Below are 25,099 nucleotides of genomic sequence, written 5' to 3'. Positions count from 1 at the left end.
GCCCGAAACCCGTGGGATTCACGCCCGGGAAACGGTAGATGGCAATGCGCTTGGGGTCGCGCAGCGGCCACCAGAGTCTGCCATTGCCGGGCAGCGATATCGCAAGCCCATCCGAGTCGTGGGCAGCGCGCACCAGGGGATCGAAACGATGGCGGCTGAAACGCCCCTGCAGGAACATGCTCGTGAGAGGGGCGACGCCCAAGCGCCGCACGTGCTTGCGCTCGAACAAGACCGCCTTCACGTCGATGATCGTATCGGTTCCGGGCTGCACCACAAAGCGATAGGCGCCCGTCAGGCTCGGACTGTCGAGCAGCGCACAAAACGCCATGCGGCGAGCATGAGGATGCGACGCGAACACCCAGAACGACCGGAAATACGGGAATTCCTCGGCGCGATGCGGAAGCGCCGTATTGACCGCCACCCCACGCGCCGACAGGCCCCAGGATTGGCCTGCACCCACGGCACGAAAATAACTCGCGCCGAGAAACGACAAGAACTCATAGACCGGCGGCCCCTTGCCAAAACCGGTGTACGCGCTGAACCCGGCCGGGGCGACCGATTTTGGCAGACGCGCCGCGAGCGGCGGATCGCCGGCCACGGTAATGGGCAACTGTGGCGTCAGATGATGACCACCGGAGATGATGCGAATGTGCTCGGGCCACGTAAAGAGATAGCCCGCCGGATACAGCTGGAGATGAAAGGGGGTGCCGGCCGGCCATCCCGGTATGCGCCCGGCATACGAGATCTTGCTGTAGTCCGAGAAATCGAGCTTCTGAAAGACCTTGGGGGCCTGTTTGGGTGCTTGGTAGGCGGCCGCCGCAAGGGCGTGGGCGCGCGCTACGACCTGACCGAAAAAGGCGTCCGCCTCGGCCTTGGAGACCCCGGGCGCCGCCGGCTCGGCCTTGCGACGCAGGGCCGAGGCACGCGTCTGCCGATGCTCTTCCACGCGCAAGCGCAAGACGCTCTGCTCGAGCACGCGCTCCTCATCCTTGATCTGTGCGATCGTGGCCTCGAACTTTTGATCTGCGGCCTGGCGCTTGGCGCTCAAAGCCTTCACGGCCGCCAGAGCCTCGTGGCTCGTAAGCTTGGCCTGCTGCGCCTCGGCGCCGACTACCCGCACGGATCCCGTTGTCGCGCAGCCGCTCAAAGCGGCCCCTAAGGCCGCGCCGATGACAGCCGCCGGCCAGAAACTCTCTTTCCTCACTATCCCCCCTTCTCTCTTGTCGTGTCCCAGCAAACTAACGCCGGACCTCCGCACACGGCGGCGGCAACGGTTTATCGCTCCGCGTCAGCTGCGCCTCCAACCAATACCGCGCACGGGGCGCGCGCAAGGCCCACACACGCCAATGCAGGCCTGCTACGCTGTCGCGGTCGCTCAAAATCTGCAGCCGCTCGGTGGGCGTGAGTGCCCCCGGCCCGTCCTTTATGGCCGTCAGGATCAATCGCTGGCGACTGAGCGCCGTGCCCTCGTGGGACGCCGCCGGAAGCGGTAGAAGCGCACAGTGCAGAGCGTTCACGCCCGGATCGACGACGGCCGCCACAAAACCGCGCGCGCGCGTGCAGCGCGGCAAACCCGGCGCCGCCAGGGCCTCCTGATAGAGACGCAGCAAAGGCGGCGGATGGCTCTCCTCGGGTGTCACGAAAAGACCCGCCGCGCGCGCGGCGCGCCCAGGACCCACCCGGCTCAACCACACCGAAAGGGGTATGGCGAGAACCCATGCGCCCATGACTGGCAGGAGCCACCAAAAATAATTCGGGCTCAATGCGTAGACCAACGCGCCCCAAGCTATGGCCAGCATCGTGCCGGGCCCGTGATAGCGCAAGGCCTCCCGCCAACGTGTGGTCGCATCGCCACGTGCCTGGGGCCCCCATTGGGTCTTGCGCCCGAGCAGGACCGACACCACGAACACCGTATGGAATAACATACGCACCGGCGCGAGCAGCGATGAGAGGACACTCTCCGACACAACGCCCGCAAGCAGGCGCGCAAAGCCCCCGAAATCACGCACGCGCCTACCGAGGAGGGCCAGTCCGATCGATAAAAACTTGGGCACGAACAGGATTGCAAGCGTGAACCACAAGAGCATAGCCGCCCACTGCGGGTGCCAGACCGGCCACACAGGAAAAAGCACCCGCGTGGCCGGGAAATAACTGGGCGGCACGAGGACATGCAGCACCACCTCGGCGGTCGACAGCAGGAGAAACGTGAGCCACAACAACGAAGATCCGTACGACATGATGCCATTCACGAAGACCGCGCGGTGCAGCGGCACGAAGCCGCGGGTGAAGATCAAGCGCATGTGCTGGATATTGCCCTGTGCCCAGCGTCGATCACGCTTTAGCTCATCGAGCAAGGTGGGCGGGGTCTCCTCATAGCTGCCCTCAAGACTCGGCTCCAGCCATACCTCCCAGCCCGCCCGCCGCAAGAGGGCCGCCTCCACGAAATCATGGCTCATGATCTCGCCGCCAAAGGCCCCGTTACCGGGCAATCGTGGCAGCGCACAATAACGCACAAAGGGGGCGACCCGGATGATGGCGTTATGCCCCCAATAATGACCCTCGCCCATGTGCCAAAAATTCAGGCCGGCGGCGAATAACGGCCCATACAGGCGGCTCGCGAACTGCTGAACGCGGCCGAACAAGGTGTTCTGGTGTACGGCCGCCGGCAACGTCTGGATCAGGCCGACCGAAGGATTGTGCTCCATGAGATCCACCAGTCGGCCCAGAACCTCCCCGGTCATGAGGCTGTCAGCGTCGAGCACGACCATATAGCGGTACTGAAGGCCCCACCGCCGACAAAAATCGGCGATATTGCCACTCTTGCGTTTGATGTTGATACGTCGGCGGCGATAAAAAATCCGGGCAGCGCCACCAAGCCGCGCCCGCAGGCCGGCCCACGCGACCTCTTCTTCGACCCAGGCGTCCGCGTCATTGCTGTCGCTCAAAAGAAAGAAGTCGAACTGTGCGAGGCGCCCGGCCGCCTCCAACGACCGATACATGCTTTCGAGGCGCGCGCAAACCGGGTGCGGGTCCTCACGAAACACCGGGACCACGAGTGCCACCCGCGCCTCGCGGCTTGTGGCAGCCGGCGCCTGCAGCCGCGAGCGCGTGCGAAACAGCAAGGAAAGCGCGCCTGCCAAAGAGATCCAGAGACCTATGGAAATCCACCCGAACAACACCCCGAACACGGCCGCAAGCGCGTCGTTCAGAGCACCGTAACCGGGATGCGGAAGCACGGCGAGCATGAACTGGCTTGCCACGACGGCGGGGGCCAAGACCAACACAGTCAAAAGCAAGCCGCGCCACACACCCCCGTAGCGCGACGCCGGGCCTCGTGACGTCTCCCGGGTCATGGGCGCGTCCGCTCGGACGCCATAGACTGGCGCGTGAGCGGAGGCGTAAGGGGCAAGGTCGCAAGGGTGGCTGCATCCGCCGACAGCCAGAGGGCGAGCCGGGCAAGGGCCGCGGATTCCACGTCGTCGCTTACTCCGGGCGCGCTCTTGGCGAGATCTGCGACCAGCAAGTCGCGCAGGCGCGCGAAAGCGGCCCCGGCAAGGCTTGCGCCCTCACACGCCTCCTTTATGTAGTGTTCGGAAAGGCCTTCATCGACCCCGAGAGCAGCAAGGTAGGCGCGCAATCGCTCTCGAATCTCCGCGGGCTCCGCCACATCCAGCGGCATGACACGCACCCGCCTCTGCGTCCGCTCGTCGACTACCACGCACTCCCCCTGCCTGAAACCGCCTCCAAGGCGTTGTACATCTTACGACAAACCAACATAGCCCACGCTGCCTGCCCTGTATTGAGTAAGTCCATAAGACTCCCGAGAAGTTCCACCGAACCGAACCTTGCCTGGATTGTGCCAAGCCCGCCTACCGGGGGGTCTCGGACCAAAGTCCGTCCCCTCCAACACCCTAGTTGCGTACGCCGCCGAACTAGCGTAGCGTATCCCTATTGCAGCTGCTCTTTAGGACGTTACACGAAGTTCCACTCGGCAATTTCCCGTATATCTCCTTCGATCCTGCAATTATACCCGGATAACGGGGATCAGATCTCATACACATCGAGGCACTACCAGAATGGCAACAGGAACAGTGAAGTGGTTCAATGAAGCGAAGGGCTTTGGCTTTATTTCTCCCTCAGACGGAAGCGCGGATGTATTCGTGCACTTCTCGGCCATCACAGGCTCGGGCTTCAAGACCCTGGCCGAAGGCCAAGCCGTGACCTACCAGGTCGAGAAAGGACCCAAGGGCCTTCAGGCCACCCAGGTCTCGCCGGCCTAAGTCCCAAGACTTCGGTTAGGCAATAAACGACCGGCGGCCCCGAAAGGGGTCGTCGGTCTTTTTTTGTCTCAAGATGTGCGCCGCAAGGAACCCCGGCCCCGAACGCGCCTCGCGGCCATCCCCCGCGTATTCAGTGAGATCTCAAGGCTTTCTATTCGCCGCCACCCTTCTTGGTAAGCGCGTCTTTCAATCCGGCAAACGGGTTGTGCTTGACCTCCGCCTGGGCAGCAGGCCGGGTCGTAAGCCCGAAATCCGCGTAAGCCCCCGTCACCGCGTACGAATATTTCTGGTGTTCCCAATCATGGCAGTAGAGGCAGAGATTCTCCCAATTGCTGCCGTCGGGCGCGTTGTTGTCGTGGTTATGGTCCTTGTGGTGCACGGTCAGCTCATGGAGGTTGCTGCGATCGAAGGCGCGGCCGCAGCGTGCGCAGACGTGCGGATGCAGACGCAACGACTGCTCGCGATACCCGCGCATGCGCGTGTCCGCCTCCTTGTGGGCGCGCGCCACGATGGCATCGAGCCTTCCGCCGTCGATACCGTCTCCCGGACGCCTGCCAGGCTTTTTCATCCGCTCCCCTCCTTCTGGGACCCCCCCTTCAAATCCCCGCGCTCGCCGGCCGCCTGAATGCGAGCAGGGGCGCAATAGCCGCGTCCAAGGCCTCGGGCGTATAGGGCTTGGGGACCTTCGCCACGAAACCGTAGCGTTCATGGTCGGCCATCACGGGGTCGCTAGAATAGCCGCTCGAGACGATGGCCACCACCCCCGGATCGATGCCACGCAGACGCTCGAGGGTCCCAAGCCCGCCCAAGCCATCGCGCACCGTCAAATCGAGGATGACGATATCGTAGCGGTTCTTCTGATATTCACGCACCGCCGCGGAACCCTCGGCGACCGTGCACACATGATATCCGAGGTGCGTGAGCATGGCCTGGGCGACCTTGCGGATCGGCTCCTCGTCGTCCATAAACAGGATGCGCCCCTTCGACGGCCGCGCGGACCGAAGGGCCTCCTGAGCGCGTCCTTCCTTGACCAGACGCGGGACATAAAAGCGCACGCGCGCCCCTTCCCCTGGGCGTGAGGCTATCTCGATGTGCCCGCCATGGTCCTGGACGATGCGCGCGCTCGTAGTGAGCCCAAGGCCGCTGCCGCGCGATTTGGTCGTAAAGAACGGATCAAAGACGTGCGTCACATCTTTCTCGTTAATGCCCATCCCACTGTCCACGCAGTCTATACGCACATAGTCGCCGGCCGGAAGGGCGGTCTCATGACCGTGCAAGGAGACATTACGTGCCAGTAATTCCACGGCCCCCCCCGCGGGCATCGCCTGTTGGGCGTTGATGACCAGATTATTGATGACCTGACTTAGCTGACCCTCATCCCCCAAGACCTTCCAGAGATCCTGCGCCACTAGGACATGGGCACGGACATTCGATCCGCCGAGCGCGAAACGCGCGGTGGATTCAATGAGCGATGCGAGATCGACCGGATGCCGCGCCGGCCGGTCGCCCTTGGCGAAGCTCAGGAGCTGCCGGGTGAGACCCCGCGCGCGCATCGCCGCATTCTCGGACTCCCCGATGAAAGATGCCGCTTCCGAGTCGGTCGGAAGCTTCATACGGGCAAGCGCGAGATTGCCCACGATCGCCGCCAGCACGTTATTGAAGTCGTGGGCTATACCGCCCGCGAGTGCGCTGAACGACTCCCATTTACTCCGGCGCAGGGCCTCTTCCTGGGCGCGTCGCGGCTCGGTCATATCGATCGCTATACCCTCGACACCCTGGATCGTGCCCCCCGGCCCCACCACCGGCAACCACCGGATCTCGAGAATCCGTCCGGCAACGCCAAGGGTTGCCGTGGAGCGCTCCCCGGCGAGCGCCCGCTCAAGCTGCGCGGAAAGCCCCGCGGCAGGCCCCGTCTCGAGATCCCGAAACGAGCGCCCGAGCAGCCCTTCGCGCTTCAGGCCCAAGGCCTCGACCGCGCGCCCCTTAAGGAGTGTCAGCACGCCGTCGGCATCGAAGGCAAATAGCACCACGGGCACCGACTCAACTATCGCCCGCAGCCGATTCTCGCTATCGGCGAGCGCCTGCTCGGCGGCGCGATAGGTGGTCATATCGCGCGCAATCTTCGCCGCCGCGACGACACGGCCCTGATTGTCATACACAGGCGAGATCGAAAGCGCGACCTGGATCAGCTGGCCGTCTTTGCGTAGGCGTACGGTCTCGTAATGCCGCACCCGCTCCCCGGCGCGGATCGCCGCAAGGATGCGCCCCTCCTCGTCTTGACGATCCGGCGGTATCAACATGGTCACGGGACGGCCAATGGCCTCTTGGGCGCTATAACCGAAGATCTGCTCGGCGCCGTGGTTCCAGGATTGGATGATACCCTTCAGAGACTTGCTCACGATCGCATCCTCGGACGATTCGACGATCGCCGCCAGATGCTGACGTACGGCCTGTTGCTCCACTCGCGCCATACCGAGCGTGCGTGAGGCAGGGCGCCCAATCTCGGCCACCCCTATAGCCGTGCCCTGCTCGCCCTTTATCGGCCGCAGTTCCGCCAACACCACAAGCGGCGTCCCATCCTTCTGGCGGCGATCAAGCTCGAGCGCGATCGGTCCCTGAAGAGAGGCCGGTGGCCATACGTCGCTATCGCGAATCCCGAACTCGGCGCGCATGTCGCGTCCCATGACCTCACGGGCTTCGTAACCGTAGAGACAGGTAGCTCCTTCGTTCCAGGCGAGCACCTTGCCGTCTTGCGTCCAGGCGATCAGCGCATCAGTGGCCGCGCCCGCCAGCACCTCCCATGCGCGCTGACACCATGCCTCTTCCTCCCCCTCCATGAGCCCCCCGCCTTTTTCCGGGAAAACGCCAGTGTGAACCGCGAGAAGAGGGGCCACAAGCTGAGCCGTGGCCCCACGCGCTGCGCCTCCAGCTTCAGGACCTCCCTATAAAGCTGCGCGCCAGGCGCGCGTAAGATCCGAAAGGGCCACGCGCTGGCGCCCCTCGGCGTCGAAGTTCGCCGCGTCGAGCCAACGCGTGAATATCCCCCGAAGTGCCGGCCACTCATCGTCGGTCACTGAGAACCATGCGGTATCGCGGTTGCGCCCCTTCACGACCACGGCCTTGCGGAACGTCCCTTCATAATGGAAGCCCAGACGTTCTGCCGCCGCGCGAGAGGCTCGATTCAAGGCATCACACTTCCACTCATATCGCCGATATCCGAGCGCAAAGGCGTGTCCCATCATGAGCGCCATAGCCTCGGTGGCCGCCGCGCGGCGCTGCAAAAGGGGCGAGAACACCAAAGCGCCCACCTCGATCGAACCCGCCTCGGGCGTAACACGCAGATAGGATGCGATGCCCGTGGCGTGCCCCCGCTCTTTGTCGACGATCGCGTAGAACCACGGATCGGTGCTTGCTTCCGCACGCTCGACCCAGATCTGGTAATCCGCGAAATCGGCGAATGGCCCATGCGGAAGATAGGTCCACATGCGGCCCTCGCGGTCTTGGCTGTTGGCGTCGTAGAGCGGCCGCGCGTGACGTGTCGCTTGCAAGCGCTCGACGATACAATAGCGACCCTCGAGCACCCGCTCGTCCGGTCGCGGCGGGGCCTGCCAATCACCGAGCGACACTCCCACGGCCTGCCCCAAAGCGTTCATTTCGATAGCGTCCCGCACCTGCCCCTCACTCCTTTCGATTGGTCATCGATGACCACGATAAGCGCCCGGGGAGGCTGAGACAAGCAACAGTGCCACCCTTAGTGGGCCACACGCGGCGCGAAGAGCGCATAGCGCCAGATCTCCGAGACGACCTGGCCGCGCAGGTTGAGCCAGGCGCGCACCTGCACCGTGCGGCCTGGCACAGGCATGACCTGCACCACTTGGCGATAGCCGCCGGTATAGGGATTGAATCCGACGGTGTCCTGGGTGACGAAGGTGTCGGGCCGCACGCGTACGCCCCCTGCGACGGCGCCGATCGGGTATCGTCCCTCGAGAGGGCCTCCGGCGTAATCGATAACATATTTGCGCGCCCCGGTGTCGGCGTTCCCGCCGATGAGGCTCGAGACCACCACCGCCACGCGCTCGGGGTGGGTGGGGGCGGGCTCCCACACGAGCCGATAGCGCCCAGTCCATCCGTGGCCGGTGGCGCGTACCCCGCCTGGCGCGAAGATCACGCCGATATTCGGCCCCCCGCCACCCGCGCTCGGCCGTTCGCGCAAGACAACCGCCCCCCCACGCCCCGTCCAACGCACAAACACATCAGGGGCATCCTGTTCACGCGCCACGTGCACACCGAAGTAGCGCAAGGCGCGATTGCGTTGCACGAGGCCAACGCCGCGTACGGAGGCGCCGAAGGCGCGCGACCAAGGCTTGGGCGGGTTGCGCAAGGGCAGCCACGAAATCGACCCGGCCTGGTCGAGCCAGAGCCCATCGGCATCGTGGCGCGCGAGATCGACGGCCGCGGCTGGCATGTGATTGGCCACCCCATAATCGTAGAAGGCAGCAAGCGCCGGCCGATCGCGAACGCCGGTCGCGACGTTCTGGTAGCGCACGCGCTCCGTCACCTCCATGCGCACCACGCGGGTCCCCTTGACGTAGATACGATAGCGGGCGCGCGCCGCCTCCGCCCAGGCTTGCGCCGACACGACAAGCCCTCGAGCGTCGGCGACGAGTGTCACCTTGCGGAATACACCGTACCGCCCCAAGGCCCGCATCGCCACCCCTCGCGAGCCCCCCGCCGGACGGGCCCAGAACGAACCACCTGCCATTGAAAAAAACGTGACCGGACGTCCATCCGCGCCGTGCCCCGTCACGCGCAGCGCCTGGCATCGATCATAGATCTCATGACCCACCGAAGCGACCGCCACGCGCAGGGGTCGCGAGCCCCCCTGCAGGCACCAGATCTCCCGGGCTGGCGTGGGCGATAGGCGCGCCAGCAACACGCCCCGCGCGGCCCACGGCGACGGGCGCGGGGCTGTGTCTTTCATTACTACGATGCGATCGAAAGCCAGGGCCTGGGACGCCACAGCCGCCATTGCGCACCCGACCGCCGCCGGCCCAAACCCCGCCGCCAGGGCCATGAGCGCCGTCCCCCAGGGGCCTATGGGGGGTGGTGCGCTCATGACGCACCCCGTAGGCGTCGCATCACGTGGATCGGAGGTTCCTCGCGCGCCACCACATAGTCCCAGATCTCGCTCACAGGCCGGCCTCGATCGACAAGTTCCGCCTGAATCCGCAAGGCCTTGGGGCGCTTTGCGCCAACCGTGAAACTCAACTGCACGCGCCCGGAGGCAAGCGCGCGCAAGGCGATGTCAACGAGGGGGGCGTGGGGCCCTTGGGCACGCACCTGCGCCGCGAGGTGGCCCGCTTTTGCAAGGCGCGCAAGCGACGCGCCCGCAAATTCGATGGCAAATCGCACCGGGCGTCCTGGACAGCGCGCGCTGGCGCGGGTCTGCACGACGCGCGCCAGAGATTCCCGGGGGCCGGCGCCATTCCAGATCAAGGTGTAACGCAAGCGATAGGGCTGCCCGAGCGGAGGCCTGCGCGCCGGCTGCCAAAAGGCTGCGATGTTATCGTTGGTCTCGTTGGGGCTTGGGATCTCAACCAAGGTGGCCTCCCCAGGCCCCCACGCCCCGCGCGGCCGCACCCACACGCTGGGGCGCCCCTGATAGCGCATGGACACCGACTGATAATCAAAAAAATCCCGATCCCGCTGGATCAAACCGAAGCCGCGCAAATGGCGGACTGGAAACAGGAACTGGTGCACGCGCGCGGGATTGGCAAGTTGCCGCCAGCGCACGGTATGCCGACTTTCAAGCAAAAAGCCCTCGGAATCGTGGACCGCTGGACGCAAATAGGCCCAGGGGCGGCGGTCACACAGATCGTACATATACATGCTTGACAAAGGCGCGATCCCGAGTTCACGCACGGGACGCCTGAAAAAGAAGGTCGCACGCACACGTACGCGGACTGCGCGGCCTGGCCGGATGCGAAAACGGAAGGCCGCTGCGGCGCTCGGACTATTCATCAAGGCGAAGACCGTGATGGCGCGGGCCTGTCGCGCCGGACGGCGGATCCAATAGGCGATGAAATGCGGGAACTCCTCGGGATGGGGGGCTATGGTGTCGATGGCAAGCCCCCGCGCGGAGAGGCCGAACTGTTCATGCGAGCCCTTGGCGCGAAAATAGCTCGCACCCAAGAATACGATTACTTGATCGTTGGTCGCTACCTTGGAACGGCGAGGATCGTAGCCGTCATAGAGGAGCCGAAAGCCGGCATAGCCGATATGCGCGGGCAAGGGCCGCGGATACAAACCCTTCGGGTGGCGAAAGAACGAGGGATGAAAGCGCAGCCTGCGCGCACGCCCAGAGGAGACCACATACACTGACACCGCGCGCACGAACCTATAACCGGGGGCAAAGAGCTGCATATGGAAACGCCGGTGCGGCCAGAGGGTCGCGCCCGGCCTGAAATGAACACTGCGATACTGGTCGTACGTGAAGCGGCCGATCCCGGGGATGCGCGCTTGGGCCTTGAAGGGACCGGCTGCCAGGTGTTGCGCCTTGCGCACGGCAGTGGCGTAGTCAAAACCCCGGGCAGGGCTTGCCGCGGCTAGGGTCGCGAACGCAAGCAGCGCTACCGCAACGCCTCCCCAGCCTCGATATCCCGCTCGTCCCAAAGCAGCCTCCCCGCGACCCATCGCCCCTACCGCTTTCAGCGCTAGTGTGGAAGGGTGCGGCTGCGATGCGCAAGCATCGTTCGGGCCGTCTAAGCCTCCAGAACCTGCGTGAGGGCGGCAGCCAGCTCCTCGAGGCGGTAGGGCTTCTGGACCGAGGCCCGAAAGCCGTGGGCCTTGTACTCGGCGACGACGGGATCGGTGTAGTAGCCGGTAGCGACGATGGCACGGACGTCCGGATCGTACTCCTTCAGTCTGCGCACGCATTCCTTGCCACCCATACCCCCTGGCACCGTGAGATCCAGGATCACAGCGTCAAAGGGGCGCGCTCTACGCGCCGCCTCATACGCCCGCAGCGCCTCCTCTCCACTTACGACCTCCACCGCGTCATAACCCAGCGCTCGTAAAAGTTGCGCGCCCACAGAGCGCACGTCGCGGTCATCATCCATGAGCAAAACGCGGCGGCCACGCCCCCGGGCCGCGATGGCCTTGTTCGCCCGCCCGTGCGCGGCAGGTGGCACGCCGCTCTGGGTGCGCGGCAGATAGAGCGTGAGCGTCGTGCCCTTCCCCACCATAGAATCCGCAATGACCAGGCCCTGATGACGCTTGAGCACCGAATAGGTGACGGCAAGCCCGAGCCCCGTGCCGGAGGACTTCAAGGAGAAATAAGGATCAAAGATCTTCCCCAGATATTCCGGCTCTATCCCTCGACCGCAGTCGCGAAACGCAATCTCCACATAATCACCCGCGGCGAGATCGGCTATTTGGGCGGCCTCGACTGTCACGTTGCGTGCCACGACCTCCAAGACCCCCACGCCCCCCATCGCCTCCTTGGCATTCAAGACGATGTTCTGGATCACCTGACCCATCTGGTCGGGGTCGAACTCCGTGGGCCAGAGATCGTCCGGGATCGTCATCTCATAGCGAACTGCCGATCCCTTCAGAAAGAAGCCGGCGAGATCGCGTACGGTCTCGCCGATCGACCCCGGCTTTTTGATGGGCGCCCCGCCCTTGGCGAACGTGAGCAGTTGAAAGGTAAGCTCGCGTGCCCGCCAACTGGCCTGCTCGGCATCGGCAAGCGCGCTCTGCACGGCCTCGTCAGTCGGGGCGTAGAGCTTGGCGAGCGTGATATTTCCAAAAATCGCCGTGAGAATGTTATTAAAGTCATGTGCGATCCCCCCGGCGAGCACCCCGAGCGCCTCCAGGCTCTTGGCCTTCATAGCCCGCTCTTCCAAAGCCTGGTGCTGGGTGATGTCGCGGAACACCATGACCGCACCTGTCACCTCGCCATCCTCGTCCCGAATCGGCGCTGCCGAATCGCTGACTTGCAAGACACCCCCGTGGCGGGCCTTCAAGACCACCGGCCCCTTCAGATGCTGCACCTCACCCGTACGCAGGGCTTGTGCCACCGGCCCCTCAATCGCCGCCCCCTGCGGGCTTCGATACAGCGGTAAGACCGTATCGACCGGCAGGCCCCGCGCCTCCTCGTCACCATAGCCCGTGAGCCGTTCCGCCTCGGCATTCAAGGCCCGTACCAAACCGCTACTGTCAGTCACGATAACCCCATCGCCGATACTCATGAGCGTCACTCGCCACCGTTCTCGCTCCTCGCGCAGGGCGCCGGTGCGGGCTAACACCAAACTCTCGAGGCCTGAGTTCAAACGATCGAGGGAATCGGCGTGACGCTGCGCCTGCTGCATCCCGTAAACCGCCGCTGCCGCAAACAGGGCCAGTAGGAAGCCGCTTGTGAGCACGATAGGTGGTAGACCGACCGCGATCTTGTTCACCACGCGTGGGCCGGGGCTCACCCGGATTACGAGGTTCTGTCCGAGGAAACGCACCTTGCCCGTGGCACGGTAACGCTTCGCGCCTGACAGACCGCGCGTGAAAAAGCGCTGGCCGTGCAGAGACACGCTCACATGGTAACCCTGCCAAAGATTGGTCATGACCCGCGAAAGCAGGCCGCGCGTATCAAAAACGCCACCGATATAGCCCTTGAAGCGGCCACCGATACGCACCGGCGCCACCACGATAAACCCATGTCCGCCCTTAAAAAGAGGGATGACCGAGGTCATGGCCGGCCGCCCGCTCCTACGTGCGCGTTGAAGCACGAGCGCGCGTCCGGGGTTAGCCCTCAAGTCGCGCCCAACCACAGGCGGGTGACCGGGACCCGGTACCCGCCAAAGGACCCGTGAGGAGGGGGCGACGAATATCACAGCTTGCAGCCCGGGAACCTGATGCAAGAGCAACGCGGCCTCGCGCCGGGCGTGCGCTATGGGCGGCAATCCGAAGGTCTCCCAGCGCCCGGCAAGGCGTGCCACAGCCAAGGGCCGATGCTCCTGAGTGCGAATCTGATCGGCGATCCCCTGCCAGACCCCTTGAGTCATGCGCGTAAGTTCATCCCGCTCATACGTCTTCAGGGCAGCCGCCAGCACCATGGCCACAGTCAACAGCATAATGGCCGTCACGAAGGCAAGACCAAAGCGTCGCGAGCGCAGCTCGAGCCAACCGTAATCCAAGACCGCGACCCCAAACGTGAGCAGCGCCAACGTGCCAGGAAGCGAGACCTCATGCAAATCACGCCATATCGGCCAGAGCGGACTCAGCTGGCCTATGAGACCCGCGGTGCTGAGCGCAACCAAGAGGGCGGCCGGAACCGGGCTCGGGGCGCGGGCCCCCGTGAGCGCCGCGAAGGCGATCGCCGCGCTTGCCAACAGCAGCATGGTGCCGCTCAAAGGCGAAATAGGCGCCCGGCCATGAAAGAGGGTCGCGGGATGGATCGGTAAAAAGAACGGCGTATTCACGCCCAGATGGCCGCCCAAGAGAAAACCCATCGCCGCCAGGGTACTGTAGAGCACCACTGGAAAGGCCGCGAGAAAGGCCCAACGGTAATAAGCGCGCTGTAATAGCAGCAACCCACCACCGATCAGGATTTCAGCGAGTGCGGCATTGGCCGGCATGGGCGCAAGATGGCGATTCCACTGCACCAAGAGCGGATGCGCGGCAAGCCATCCCCAGAGCGCGACTGCGCCTACGAGGATATTCACGGCCGCCGCGATCAGTACGATACGGGGGCGCAAGACGGGGTTGCGGGCAGCGAACACGAGGGGTTCAGTGATTCCAGCGCCGGCATGGCGGACCGGGCTATGCTACTCCAAGGTCGGAGCCCGGGAAAAGCGCCGTATGGGAGCGCATCCCTCTACGCGCCACTCAAGGGGCCGATCCCCCAAAAGGCCCAATCGCCGACTACAGGGACACGGACGGCGGCGCGCACCCACACACTGTGCGCAAAATGTGCCAACGAGCTAAAATAGCACACCCATGGCCATCGACTACGCCACACTGAACCTCCTGCGCCAAAACCATCCGGCTTGGCGTCTCTTATGCTCCGACCACGCACCCCTCGTGGCGAGCTTCCTCGAGCGCATCTTCGTGACACCCAATCGGCGCGCCATCGATGCGGCGGACCTCACCGAGGCCCTGGAAGACGAACTCTATGGACTGCGCCGCCAACTGGGGCCTGAGACCTTTCCACGCGCGGCGCGCGACTATCTCGACGACTGGGCCTCGGCTGACAAGGGCTGGCTGCGCAAATTCTACGCAGCACAGTCGGACGAGGCCCAATACGACCTTACGCCCGGTGCCGAGAAGGCCATCGCGTGGCTTGCCACACTCGCGACCCGCACCTTCGTAGGCACTGAGTCGCGCCTGCTCACCCTCTTTACCCTCTTAAGACAGATGAGCGAAGGCAGCGAGACCGACCCGGCCGTGCGGCTCGCCGAACTGCACAGGCGCCGCGACGAAATCGATGCGGAGATGGCGCGCATTGCGCAAGGTGACGTGCCACTACTCGAGGATAGCGCCCTCAAGGACCGCTTCCAACAATTCGTGCAGCTCTCCCGCGAACTGCTCTCGGACTTCCGCCAGGTCGAATACAATTTCCGTCAGCTCGACCGGCGCGTGCGTGAACGCATTGCGCTCTGGGAGGGCTCCAAAGGGGCGTTGCTCGAGGAGATCCTCGGCGAACGCGATCTCATCACCGACTCCGACGAGGGCCGCAGCTTCCGCGCCTTCTTCGACTTCCTCATGTCGAGCGCCCGCGAAGAAGAGTTGACTCAACTACTGGGCCACATCCTGGCCCTGCCCGTGATCCGCGACATGGCCCCCGATCCACGCACCCGTCGCATCCATTACGACTGGCTTGCCGCCGGCGAGCATACTCAACGCACGGTCGCGCAACTGTCCTCGCAGCTGCGCCGTTTCCTCGATGACCGCGCTTGGCTTGAAAATCGCCGCATCATGGATCTCCTGCGCGAAATCGAGGGCCTTGCCCTGGATCTGCGCGAGACACCGCCCGAAGGTACCATCATGCGCTTGCACGAGACGGGCGCCGCGGTCGACCTGCCCCTGGAACGTCGCCTCTACAACCCGCCCCTGCGGCTTGCAATCACCGACCAAGCGATCGATGCAGGTCTCGCCGATATGGACGACAGCGCCTTGTACGCGCAGATTGTGATCGACCGCGAGGCGCTGGCGCGCCACGTGCGCCAGGCCTTACAGAACCGCTCACAAATCACCCTTCGCGAAGTCTGCGAGCTCCATCCGCTGCGACACGGACTGGCCGAACTCGTCGCCTACCTGGATCTCGCGGCCATGGATGCCAAGTCGTGCATAGACGAGGACGTGACGGACACCGTCATATGGCGTAGCGTGCACACGGATGGACAAGAGCGACAGCGGCAAGCACAGATACCCCGCGTCATTTTCGTGAGATAGGACATGCTGGAAGAACCACAGGAAACGGGGGCAGGGCTCTCGGCGGTCGTGATCCCGCTTCTGAAGGGCGTCATCTACCAGGATAGCGAGGCGCAGCTCTGGAATACGCTTTTGAGTCTGCAGGCGCGTGTGCGCGATTATGTCGGGGTACTGGGCCTTGATCTCGTGGTCGACGAGTCCGAGGGTTACGCCTTCCTGCGCTCGCGCGACACTGAGGACGACGGACTCCCACGGCTCGTGGCGCGCCGACCGCTGTCATTCCCGGTGAGCCTGCTTCTTGCGCTTTTGCGAAAACGCCTGGCGGAGTTCGACGCGACCGGCGGCGATGTGAAGCTCGTGGTGACGCGCGATGAGGTCGTGGAACTCGTGCGCGTCTTCCTGCCCGAGGCCGCCAACGAGGCCCGACACATCGATCAGATCGAGACCCACATAAATCGTATCGTCGACCTGGGCTTTCTGCGCCGCCTGAAGCCTGCGACGAGCCCAGGGCCCCCTGCCTACGAGGTGCGACGCATCCTGAAGGCCTTCGTTGACGCCCAATGGCTGGCCGACTTCGCCGAACGCTTGGCCGCCTATAAGAACCATATCGCCACCCCCGAGGAGGGGCCCGCCGATGACGTCTGAACGGATCGGCCCAGGGGGCGCCTCCGAGAGCCTGAGTCTCGACTTCCTGGCGGACGACAGTCTGTCGGGCTTCCGCCTCCAACGTCTCGAGGTCTTCAACTGGGGTACCTTCGATGCCCGCGTCTGGTCGCTTGCACCCGACGGCCGCAACGCCCTCTTGACCGGCGATATAGGATCCGGCAAGTCGACCCTGGTCGATGCCGTGACCACGCTGCTCGTCCCGTCCCAGCGCATCACCTATAACAAGGCGGCTGGGGCGGAAGCGAAGGAGCGGTCGCTGCGCTCCTATGTACTAGGGCACTACAAGTCGGGGCGCGGGGAGGCCAGCCAGTCGGCGCGCCCCATCGCCCTGCGCGACCACAATACCTATTCGGTAATCCTCGGGGTCTTTCATAACGCCGCCTATGATCAGACCGTAACGCTCGCACAGGTCTTCTGGATCAAGGATCCGCAGGGCCAGCCGGCGCGCTTCTATGCAGGCGCCGAACACGCCTTGTCGATCGGGGCAGAATTCGCGCGCTTTGGGTCGGACATCAACGCCCTGCGCAAACGCCTGCGCGGCCAGGGCGTCGAGATCTTCGACAGCTTTCCGCCCTATGGGGCATGGTTCCGCCGGCGCTTTGGGATCGACAACGAACAGGCGCTCGAGCTCTTCCACCAGACGGTCTCCATGAAGTCCGTGGGCAACCTCACGGATTTCGTGCGCCAGCACATGCTCGAACCCTTCGACGTGGCTCCGCGTATCCAGGCCCTGGTCGACCACTTCGACAACCTAAGCCGCGCCCACGAGGCGGTCTTGAAGGCCAAGCGCCAAATCGAGCTCCTGACCCCGCTTGTGGCCCGCCTCGACGAGCATGCGCGACTGCAAGCGGAACTTGCCGCATGGGAGACCGCGCGCGACGCGGTACGCCCCTATTTTGCGCGCCTGAAGGCGGAACTGCTCGACAAGCGTCTCACCCGCCTCGAAGACGAATGGATGCGGCGCGACCGCGCCATTGTGCGTCTCACCGAGGCCCGCCACGCCTTGCGCGCCACCGAGGACGAACTCAAGCACCATATTGCCGAAAACGGCGGAGATCGTCTCGAACGGCTCACCCAGGAGATCGGGCGCAAGACGCGCGAGCGCACGAGCCGCACCGACCGAGCCCGCTACTACGAACAGTGGTGCCAAGCCATTGGCGAATCGGCCGCCACGGACGAGGCCGCGTTTCTTGCGCAAGGCGCGCGGCTCTCCGACAAGGCCGAGCAGGCGCGGACCGAGGAGGCGAACCTTCAGAATGCCCTCACAGAACAGAGCATGGCCTTGCGCGAGGCCCGTGGCGCACACGAGACACTCCTAGCCGAGATCAGAAACCTCGAAGCGCGACAGAGCAACATCGACTCACGCCACGCCCTGATCCGCGCAGAAATCTGCCGGGCGCTCGCCCTGGCCGAGGACGACATGCCCTTCGCGGGAGAACTCCTGCAGGTGCGCGCCGAGGAATCGGCCTGGGAAGGGGCCGCGGAACGCCTGCTCCACAATTTCGGGCTGTCCCTGCTCGTGCCGGACGGCCACTACACGGATGTGGCCCGCTGGGTCGACAAGACCGACCTCAAGGGCCGCATTGTCTATTTCCGGGTGCGCAAGCCCGCGCGCAACGCCCCGATCGAGCTGCACCCCGATTCACTCGCGCGCAAACTTGAGATCCGCCCGGACTCGCCTTTTTACGAGTGGCTGGAGCGCGAGCTGGCACAGCGCTTCGACGTCGCCTGCTGCACCACCTACGAACAATTCCAGCGCGAAACCCGCGCGCTAACCCGCGCAGGCCAGATCAAGACCCCTGGCGATCGCCACGAAAAGGACGACCGTCACCGCCTAGACGATCGCAGCCACTACATCCTCGGCTGGAGCAATGCCGCGAAGATCAGCGCGTTGAAGGCGCGCACACGCGCCCTCGAATCTGAGATCGCACATCACGCCGCAGACCTCGCTAAGACTCAGGCAGCCCACACCGCCCTGAAGGAACGGCTCGCCGCCCTGACACGCCTGGAGGAATACCGCGATTTTCGCGAGCTCGATTGGCGGGCGGCGGCCGCGGAGATCGCCGTGCTCGAGGAGGAAAAACACAGACTTGAATCGGCCTCGGATGCCCTACAACAGCTCACTGCGCGGCTGCGCGAAGTGACGGCCGAGCGAGAGGACCATGAGGCCCGTATTGACACCGAGCGTGAACTGCGCGCCAAGTGCGAACAGCAAAAGACCGACACCAAGGCGCTACGGCAGGCAGTCGAGGCCGTCTTGAATGAGCCCGAGTTCACGCAACACGCCGCCGTCTTCGACCAGATCGACGCAGTGCGCGCCGAGTTGCAAGGCGCCCTCACGCTGGAGTCCTGCGAGCATCGTGAAAACGAGCTACGTTCCGCGATCGGGAAACGTGCGAGCGACTGCGGCCGACGGCTTGCGGCGCTACGTGACGCCGTCATGCAAGGGATGGTGTCTTACAAGGAGACATACAAGCTCGAGACCGCCGAGGTCGACGCCGCCATCGAGGCGGGCTTTGAATATCGGAAGATGCTGGATGAGCTCCTGGCGGATGGACTTCCCGGCTTTGAGGCGCGCTTCAAGGATCTCTTGAATGAGAACACCATCCGCGAGGTCACGAACTTTCAGTCACAGCTCGCCCGCGAGCGCGAACTCATCAAGGAACGCATCGATCGCGTCAATGCCTCACTCACCAAGATCGACTACAACCCCGGGCGCTTCATCGTTCTCGAGGCCGAGCGCACAACCGACGCCGACATCCGGGATTTTCAAACGGAATTGCGCGCCTGCACTGATGGCACTCTGACCGGTAGTGACGACGCCCAATACTCGGAAAGCAAGTTTCTGCAGGTCAAACGCATCATAGAGCGCTTTCGCGGACGCGAGGGCCAGTCGGAGGCTGACCGCCGGTGGACGGCCAAGGTGACCGATGTGCGCGCCTGGTTCGTGTTCGCGGCCAGCGAGCGCTGGCACGAGGATCAAAGTGAATATGAACACTATTCGGACTCGGGCGGCAAATCGGGAGGCCAGAAAGAGAAGCTCGCCTACACAGTGCTTGCAGCAAGCCTCGCCTACCAGTTCGGGCTTGAATGGGGTGCCACCCGATCGCGCTCGTTCCGGTTCGTGGTCATAGACGAGGCCTTCGGGCGCGGCTCCGACGAATCCGCCCAATACGGACTGCGGCTGTTCCGTGAGCTAAACCTCCAACTCCTGATCGTCACGCCCCTGCAGAAGATCCACATCATCGAGCCCTTCGTGTCCTGCGTGGGCTTCGTGCACAACGAAGACGGCCGCGCCTCCAAGCTACGCAACCTCACGATCGAGGAATATCGCGCCGAGAAGGCGCGGATCACGGGATGAGTTGGACTACGCCCGACGATGTGCGCGCCCACGTGATGCGACGCTGGACACATGGCGACCTCTTGTCGCCCCTTGTCACCGGCCGATCCGAATTCCCGATAAGAGTGCCGTGCAGGACACCCTCCGCACGGGAGATGACGGAACGCTTCGCGGACGTACGCGCCTGGGCCGCCGATCTGCGCGCCCTCCCACACACGCGTCTCACAGTCCGCGCAGTGCGCCACCGGACCCTGGGTGCGAACGAACTCCCAAGCGAGATCTGGATCGACACCCTGGACGATGCGCTGGCGCTCGCCCACAAAACTACCGAGGCGCGCTGTTTTGAGCGCTTACTCACCCTGACTGCGCAAGCGCGGCCTGAACTCCTCGGTTGGCTCGCCGACCATCCGCTGCGCGCCCTCGAGTTGGCGGGCGCCTGGGAACACCTGCTCGCGGTCGTGACCTGGATCGCCGACCACCCCCGCCCAAACGTCTATCTGCGCCAAGTGGACCTATCGGGCATCGACAGCAAGTTTATCGAGGCACACCGGGGCCCGCTCGGCGCGCTTCTCGATGCCGTCCTCCCGAAAGACGCCTACGATCCCACCACGAGTGTGGCAGCAGGCTTCGCGACGCGCTATGGCTTTCGGGAAAAACCGCTGCGCGTACGCCTACGGCCCCTGGACGACGCCCTGCCCCTGGCCCGCATAGGCACCGACATCACCCTCGACGCGCCGAGCCTGAGCGCCCTCGACCCCGAGGCCCGCCACGTCATCATCACCGAAAACGAGGTGAATTTTCTCACGCTCCCGACGATCCCACGGGCCATCGCCCTTTTTGGCGCGGGCTATGGATTCGCCATGCTGCAAGGCCTCCCCTGGCTCATGCAGACGCGCATCCACTATTGGGGCGATATCGATACCCACGGCTTCGCCATTCTGGATCAGCTGCGCATCTACTGTCCGCACGCCCACTCTCTGCTCATGGATCACGAGACCCTATTCGCCCATGAGTCGCACTGGGGCCGCGAGGATAAGCAGACCGCACGCGACCTACCCAGGCTCACCCATGACGAGCGACAGCTCTATGACGAACTGCGCGACAATCGCATCCGGCCCCAACTGCGCCTGGAACAGGAACGCATCGGTTTCCGGTGGGTGGAGCAGGCTATCGCGCGCCTCTCCTCCCTATAACCCCAGGAAAGGCGGCGCTGTGACCACCATCGCGCTACCACGAGCCCCGATGGCAGGGGATATTCCATGATGAGGGGGGCGCGAACACGCCCGCGCCGCTACGCTCAAGAGCCTAGGGCCTCGTTTTCCGTTTCCTCCACATAGCCCTGCGCGGACGGCTTGGCGAGCGTGCGGGGCGGGATCAGGAAAAACCACGCGACCAAGGCGCCCGCGAGACACAACCACATCGACACCCGCAAGAGATTGTCGAGACTCAGGGTGTGGGCCTCGACCGATAGAATTCCCTGAAGGGTGCCGAGAGGAAGCGTGGTGGGCTCACCATAGCGCGACAACTCTCCGGTCAAGGCGTTACCGGCCTGCGCAGCGCCCCGCAACCAAAAGACGGCGAGCACGGACACCCCGAGATTAGCGCTGAACACGCGCAAGAAGTTGGCGGTCGTGGCGGCCTGTGGCACGGCCGCCACCGCGATCTCGGACATCACGATCATGGTGAGCGGCACAAACAGGATACCGACACCGAGACCCAGAACCACGAGCGGCCAGAAGAGATCCGAGAGGCTGCTGCCCGGATGCACGGACAAAGTGCCGTAGGCCACCCCCAGGAGCAGGAAACTCAGGCTCGCAAGCCGACGCAGACCGAACAGACCGCGTAGCTGATCAAGGACCATCGACAAGGGGAGCGCACCGAGTCCCACGGGGATCAGCAAAATACCGCCCCAAAGGCCGTTATAACCCAGGTCCTCCTCCGCCCATAGGGGAAGTAGAGAGGCCCAGCCCATGAAGAGCGCCCAGCCGAGGCTCAAAAGCAGCAGGCCAAGCGTGTAATTACGACGCGCGAGATAACGGAAGTCCAGCAAGGGATGGGGCGCGCGTAGCTCATACCAGCCAAAAAGATACAAACACACCACCGCCGCCGCCGAGGCCTCGCGTATGAAGGGCGAATACCACCACCCGTGCTGCTCGCCCTGGTCGAGTACCACTTGCAAACTCATGAGACCCGCATAAAGCAAGGCGAATCCCCGTCCATCAAAAGGCGGAGCGGGCGACGCTAAGGGCGGCTCGGGCGCGATGCCGCGTGCCCCAAGCCATGCAGCCATGAGCCACAGGGGAACCGTAAGCCCAAAAATCCAGGGAAATCCCACCGTGACCGCCAGCCATCCTCCGGCAGCCGGTCCTATGAAAAACGGCAAGAGCATGGCGTTGCTCCAAAAGATCGTCACCAGGCCATGGCGTCGCTGCGGCGTCGACGCCAAAAACAGGCTTTGGCTGAGCGGGACGAGAAGACCCGCTCCCAGACCTTCCATGCCGCGGGAAATCAGCATAAGCCAGAGATTCCCGGTGAGCGCCCCCAAAAGGCTCCCGCTCATGGCCAGCATCACCGCCCCCTGAAAGAGGCGACGCCTCCCGAAGCGGCGCGCACTCCAGGGCATGAGCGCGATCCCAAGCGACCAATGCACAACGAAATAGGTAAGCGTCCAGAGCGCGCGATAACCGCTTGTAGACAGGCCGCCGCCGACGTATGGAAAAATGGCCTGCACCGAGGCGCCCTCGAAGGAACCGAGCGCCAAGGCCAGGCCTACCCCCGCGAATAGGGAGCCTAAACGGATCGAGCTGGAATTATTCGTCGGAGACGGCGGGGGATGCGACACCCGCTCAGTATATCAGCGCAATGCTATATACGAAAATACTTACAACAGACGATCGATAAGAAACGCCGGCCGCCGTTTCGCGCCCGGGAGCGACGCCTCTCGGCGCTTACCCGGCCCTTAGCGAAGAGAGCTGGAACGACCGAGCCTCGCGGCGTCTGGACGCCCGGGAGGGGCCGCTTAGCTGCGCACTCAGGCCCGTCGACGTCTGCCCGATCCGGGCGGCGAGATGCCCAGAGCGCGCGGACCCCTATAGTCTCACTTAAGAAATCCGTGGTGGCGCAAGAGCACTCTGCGCCCTGTGGGCCAAAGGACCGTACCGGCGGGCAAGGAGTCGCCCCATCCCGCCGCGGTCCTTAGCGTCGCGTCTCAGCGCCTCTTCCAGGCCGGTCTCCGGAACCAACCGGCCATGCGCCCCAGGCTCACGCGGAACACAGCCTTCACAGAGGGCGGCATGCGCGTGACGCGCGCCAGGAAGTGCGCGAAGAAGACAATGATGAGCGCAGGCACCGAGAACACGGAAATAATCGCGAACTCCCACTTCATGGGGATCGGATGGTTCGTATCAGGCGTTGTCGTATCCGAGGGCGTAGGCGGCTCCCATTGGCCCTTTCCGGCCGCGGCGGAGTTTGGCAGGGACTTACCGAGAGATGCCGCGACCACCGGATACTCCGTGCGCAGGCGCTTCAGCGCGCCGACATTCTCGAGGTCCATATAGGTTGTGGTGGAGGCCGTACCACGCCACACCTTCACCTCAGTATTGCCGGGCTCACGCCAGCGCGCCACTACGGCGCCCTGCTTCAAGTCCCCACTTATGCTCGTGGGCCGCCCGTACTTATAGGCCACCATGGTAATGATGTTTTTGACCTGACGGACGTTATCGAAGCTCGGAAAGATGTACTGGGCGATCGCGAACTGGCCACTCTTGGTGAAGTTCACTGTAAGCCGGCTTGCCCCCTGCAGATTCGCGAGCTGACCGTTGATTCTGTAGGTATCGAACCACTCCTCCGGCCCCTTCTTCGGGATCTGGAATCCGGCCCGCGTAAGTGCCGCATTCACGCTTGCGCGCGTGGCGCCCACAACCGGCGCACCAAAAAAGAGCACATTATGGGCGTTCGCTACTCCCGCCCCCAACACCAACATTACTGCCCCTAAAAGCCGTCCCACACACCCTCCTGACCCACCGTACCGAATACTGACACTGACTCGTCTCGAAACCCGCAAACCTCACGGGGCATCCCATCCCGCAAGCCTCCTACCGGCTTGCCGCCTTTTTGTAGTCATCATTCTCGGAGACGCCGACCACGTTCGCGATCCATTGCCAGAAATGCCAAAACACAAGACACATGGTCGGCAAAGATAAAGCCATCATTGTCGCGCCCGCCATGTGGACATCCGTGATTCGGCTCAGGCCGAACACCAAGGGCTGGTTAGTCGAGGGGTTAAGGCCCGTCATGGCGCTCCAGAACCACATCGCACCCATCCCCATCATGGTCGTCTCCATTGCCCACACATAAATGCCCTTACGCAAATGGCTCGAGAAGTTGGGGAAGCTCGGCAACGCTTGCAAGGACTGTATCCAGACCACCATGCCAAGCCCAAGATAGACGCCCGGCAGAATGGCGAACATGAACGCATCACGCAGGCCAAGCGCCATCTGCGCCGACATGTCCCAGAGGGCCAACACGATCGCGAGCGCAACCGCCGTCACGCCCGGGTTATGCAGAAACCGCAATACACTCCAGAACACTCCCTTGGTTCGTGTTGCGTCAACAAGACCAAACGGGATTCCAAATACGATCAAGGGAGCGGCAAGCTCGAATTCGCCCATGAGCTTCACCGTATAGAGCGTCATAGATCTCCCAACGAAACCGTTCAAGGGAGACTCCCAGAGCGCGAGCGCGACAAGCACCCCCGCCATGAAGGACAACACCCGCACTCCCGACCAGACGCCTGGCGCCCCACCTTCGACCTTGTAGCGGTCATAGCGCGTCCAGTACACGGCCATGAGCATGACCGCGCCTAGCCACGGCAGCGGGTTCAGATCCGCCGCCCAGAAATGCCAGCTGTCTGCTTGGGCGCCCGCCACGGCATAGCCTTTCACATAAATCACCGCAAGCGCTAGAAATCCGGCTACGATCCCCTTCCATCGGCGCGCAACGCCTGCGCAGTTTCCTCCGAACACCGCTTGTGATTCGCTCATACCGTTCCGTTCCTCCTGCTTTGCCAGTCTGGGCGCTCCATGAAAAACGCCCAGGGCCCCACCCAATCCCGGCCGCTCGTCGCGCATTCCATCGGCGACCTTGCGCAACAGCCCATTTTACCGCACATCCGCCTGCAGACCTATGCTCGCCATCTCTCCTCAGAGGCTGGAAAGACGAACGGCGCTCAATCCGGGATCGCCACGCCCCCACACGCTCATAAAAAAAGCCGGGGGCGATCTCGCACCCCGGCTCCCCGGTACTTACAGCGCCCGCTTCAGCATGTTCACCCCACGCGCGCCGCTTCCCGTCTTTGCCGCTTACTTTACGATGATCTTGCCGAACATGC

The 25,099-nt window shown here is 63.8% G+C and carries 17 protein-coding genes; 5 read left to right on the top strand and 12 right to left on the bottom strand.

Annotated features, from left to right (window positions below; genetic code table 11):
- The 3 genes from ACYCTF_RS10570 to ACYCTF_RS10560 form a co-directional block, all read right to left on the bottom strand.
- Positions 1–1,204 (bottom strand): glucan biosynthesis protein (locus tag ACYCTF_RS10570; protein ID WP_461284858.1); only part of this gene is annotated, 1,204 nt, incomplete at its 3' end.
- A gap of 34 nt (positions 1,205–1,238) precedes the next feature.
- On the bottom strand, positions 1,239–3,353 hold the full coding sequence (gene mdoH / locus ACYCTF_RS10565; protein WP_461283559.1) for a glucans biosynthesis glucosyltransferase MdoH: 2,115 nt from the start codon (positions 3,351–3,353) through the stop codon (positions 1,239–1,241).
- Entirely contained in the window at positions 3,350–3,718 is a 369-nt protein-coding gene (locus ACYCTF_RS10560) for a hypothetical protein (protein WP_461283560.1), read from the bottom strand. Before ACYCTF_RS10560 ends, mdoH begins: the two co-directional genes overlap by 4 nt.
- Before the next feature lie 358 nt (positions 3,719–4,076).
- Between ACYCTF_RS10560 and ACYCTF_RS10555 the strand changes: the two genes are divergently transcribed.
- A complete protein-coding gene (locus ACYCTF_RS10555; protein WP_461283561.1) occupies positions 4,077–4,280 on the top strand; it encodes a cold-shock protein in 204 nt (67 codons plus the stop codon).
- Between the two features lie 151 nt (positions 4,281–4,431).
- Here ACYCTF_RS10555 and ACYCTF_RS10550 read toward each other — a convergent pair whose 3' ends face one another.
- The 6 genes from ACYCTF_RS10550 to ACYCTF_RS10525 form a co-directional block, all read right to left on the bottom strand.
- Positions 4,432–4,848, bottom strand: a complete 417-nt coding sequence (locus tag ACYCTF_RS10550) for a YajD family HNH nuclease (protein ID WP_461283562.1) — start codon at positions 4,846–4,848, stop codon at positions 4,432–4,434.
- Between the two features lie 28 nt (positions 4,849–4,876).
- The gene (locus ACYCTF_RS10545; protein ID WP_461283563.1) at positions 4,877–7,117 is read right to left on the bottom strand and encodes a PAS domain S-box protein; all 2,241 of its coding nucleotides are present in this window, start codon (positions 7,115–7,117) and stop codon (positions 4,877–4,879) included.
- A gap of 105 nt (positions 7,118–7,222) precedes the next feature.
- A complete protein-coding gene (locus tag ACYCTF_RS10540; protein ID WP_461283580.1) occupies positions 7,223–7,933 on the bottom strand; it encodes a GNAT family N-acetyltransferase in 711 nt (236 codons plus the stop codon).
- Positions 7,934–8,031: 98 nt separating this feature from the next.
- Positions 8,032–9,396: a glucan biosynthesis protein gene (locus ACYCTF_RS10535; RefSeq protein WP_461283564.1), complete on the bottom strand. Its 1,365-nt coding sequence runs from the start codon at positions 9,394–9,396 to the stop codon at positions 8,032–8,034.
- The gene (locus tag ACYCTF_RS10530; RefSeq protein ID WP_461283565.1) at positions 9,393–10,952 is read right to left on the bottom strand and encodes a glucan biosynthesis protein; all 1,560 of its coding nucleotides are present in this window, start codon (positions 10,950–10,952) and stop codon (positions 9,393–9,395) included. Before ACYCTF_RS10530 ends, ACYCTF_RS10535 begins: the two co-directional genes overlap by 4 nt.
- 89 nt (positions 10,953–11,041) lie before the next feature.
- Entirely contained in the window at positions 11,042–14,053 is a 3,012-nt protein-coding gene (locus ACYCTF_RS10525) for a hybrid sensor histidine kinase/response regulator (RefSeq protein WP_461283566.1), read from the bottom strand.
- A gap of 217 nt (positions 14,054–14,270) precedes the next feature.
- Here ACYCTF_RS10525 and ACYCTF_RS10520 point away from each other — a divergent pair, with 217 nt between their 5' ends.
- The 4 genes from ACYCTF_RS10520 to ACYCTF_RS10505 are packed head-to-tail and all read left to right on the top strand — an operon-like array spanning position 14,271 to position 20,903.
- Positions 14,271–15,725, top strand: a complete 1,455-nt coding sequence (locus ACYCTF_RS10520; RefSeq protein ID WP_461283567.1) for a DUF3375 domain-containing protein — start codon at positions 14,271–14,273, stop codon at positions 15,723–15,725.
- Between the two features lie 3 nt (positions 15,726–15,728).
- The gene (locus ACYCTF_RS10515; protein ID WP_461283568.1) at positions 15,729–16,349 is read left to right on the top strand and encodes a DUF4194 domain-containing protein; all 621 of its coding nucleotides are present in this window, start codon (positions 15,729–15,731) and stop codon (positions 16,347–16,349) included.
- A complete protein-coding gene (locus ACYCTF_RS10510; protein WP_461283569.1) occupies positions 16,339–19,731 on the top strand; it encodes an ATP-binding protein in 3,393 nt (1,130 codons plus the stop codon). The genes ACYCTF_RS10515 and ACYCTF_RS10510 overlap by 11 nt, the downstream gene beginning before the upstream one ends.
- A complete protein-coding gene (locus ACYCTF_RS10505; protein ID WP_461283570.1) occupies positions 19,728–20,903 on the top strand; it encodes a Wadjet anti-phage system protein JetD domain-containing protein in 1,176 nt (391 codons plus the stop codon). The genes ACYCTF_RS10510 and ACYCTF_RS10505 overlap by 4 nt, the downstream gene beginning before the upstream one ends.
- 104 nt (positions 20,904–21,007) lie before the next feature.
- Here the strand turns inward: ACYCTF_RS10505 and ACYCTF_RS10500 are convergent, their stop codons facing one another.
- The 3 genes from ACYCTF_RS10500 to ACYCTF_RS10490 all read right to left on the bottom strand — a co-directional run bounded on the left by ACYCTF_RS10500 (position 21,008) and on the right by ACYCTF_RS10490 (position 24,752).
- A complete protein-coding gene (locus ACYCTF_RS10500; RefSeq protein ID WP_461283571.1) occupies positions 21,008–22,471 on the bottom strand; it encodes an MFS transporter in 1,464 nt (487 codons plus the stop codon).
- A gap of 447 nt (positions 22,472–22,918) precedes the next feature.
- Positions 22,919–23,716 (bottom strand): hypothetical protein, encoded by a 798-nt coding sequence (locus ACYCTF_RS10495; RefSeq protein WP_461283572.1) that lies wholly within the window; start codon positions 23,714–23,716, stop codon positions 22,919–22,921.
- Between the two features lie 88 nt (positions 23,717–23,804).
- A complete protein-coding gene (locus ACYCTF_RS10490; protein WP_461283573.1) occupies positions 23,805–24,752 on the bottom strand; it encodes a cytochrome c oxidase assembly protein in 948 nt (315 codons plus the stop codon).
- Between the last annotated feature and the right edge of the window lie 347 nt (positions 24,753–25,099).

This window comes from Acidiferrobacter sp., assembly GCF_054609335.1.
This window is presented reverse-complemented; position numbering and strand designations above follow the sequence as displayed.

Excerpts from the sequence above, each read along its gene's own strand:
- mdoH (WP_461283559.1), bottom strand. The coding sequence starts at position 3,353 with ATGACCCGGGAGACGTCACGAGGCCCGGCGTCGCGCTACGGGGGTGTG.
- ACYCTF_RS10555 (WP_461283561.1), top strand. The coding sequence starts at position 4,077 with ATGGCAACAGGAACAGTGAAGTGGTTCAATGAAGCGAAGGGCTTTGGC.
- ACYCTF_RS10550 (WP_461283562.1), bottom strand. The coding sequence starts at position 4,848 with ATGAAAAAGCCTGGCAGGCGTCCGGGAGACGGTATCGACGGCGGAAGG.
- ACYCTF_RS10545 (WP_461283563.1), bottom strand. The coding sequence starts at position 7,117 with ATGGAGGGGGAGGAAGAGGCATGGTGTCAGCGCGCATGGGAGGTGCTG.
- ACYCTF_RS10540 (WP_461283580.1), bottom strand. The coding sequence starts at position 7,933 with ATGAACGCTTTGGGGCAGGCCGTGGGAGTGTCGCTCGGTGATTGGCAG.
- ACYCTF_RS10535 (WP_461283564.1), bottom strand. The coding sequence starts at position 9,396 with ATGAGCGCACCACCCCCCATAGGCCCCTGGGGGACGGCGCTCATGGCC.
- ACYCTF_RS10520 (WP_461283567.1), top strand. The coding sequence starts at position 14,271 with ATGGCCATCGACTACGCCACACTGAACCTCCTGCGCCAAAACCATCCG.
- ACYCTF_RS10515 (WP_461283568.1), top strand. The coding sequence starts at position 15,729 with ATGCTGGAAGAACCACAGGAAACGGGGGCAGGGCTCTCGGCGGTCGTG.
- ACYCTF_RS10510 (WP_461283569.1), top strand. The coding sequence starts at position 16,339 with ATGACGTCTGAACGGATCGGCCCAGGGGGCGCCTCCGAGAGCCTGAGT.
- ACYCTF_RS10505 (WP_461283570.1), top strand. The coding sequence starts at position 19,728 with ATGAGTTGGACTACGCCCGACGATGTGCGCGCCCACGTGATGCGACGC.
- ACYCTF_RS10490 (WP_461283573.1), bottom strand. The coding sequence starts at position 24,752 with ATGAGCGAATCACAAGCGGTGTTCGGAGGAAACTGCGCAGGCGTTGCG.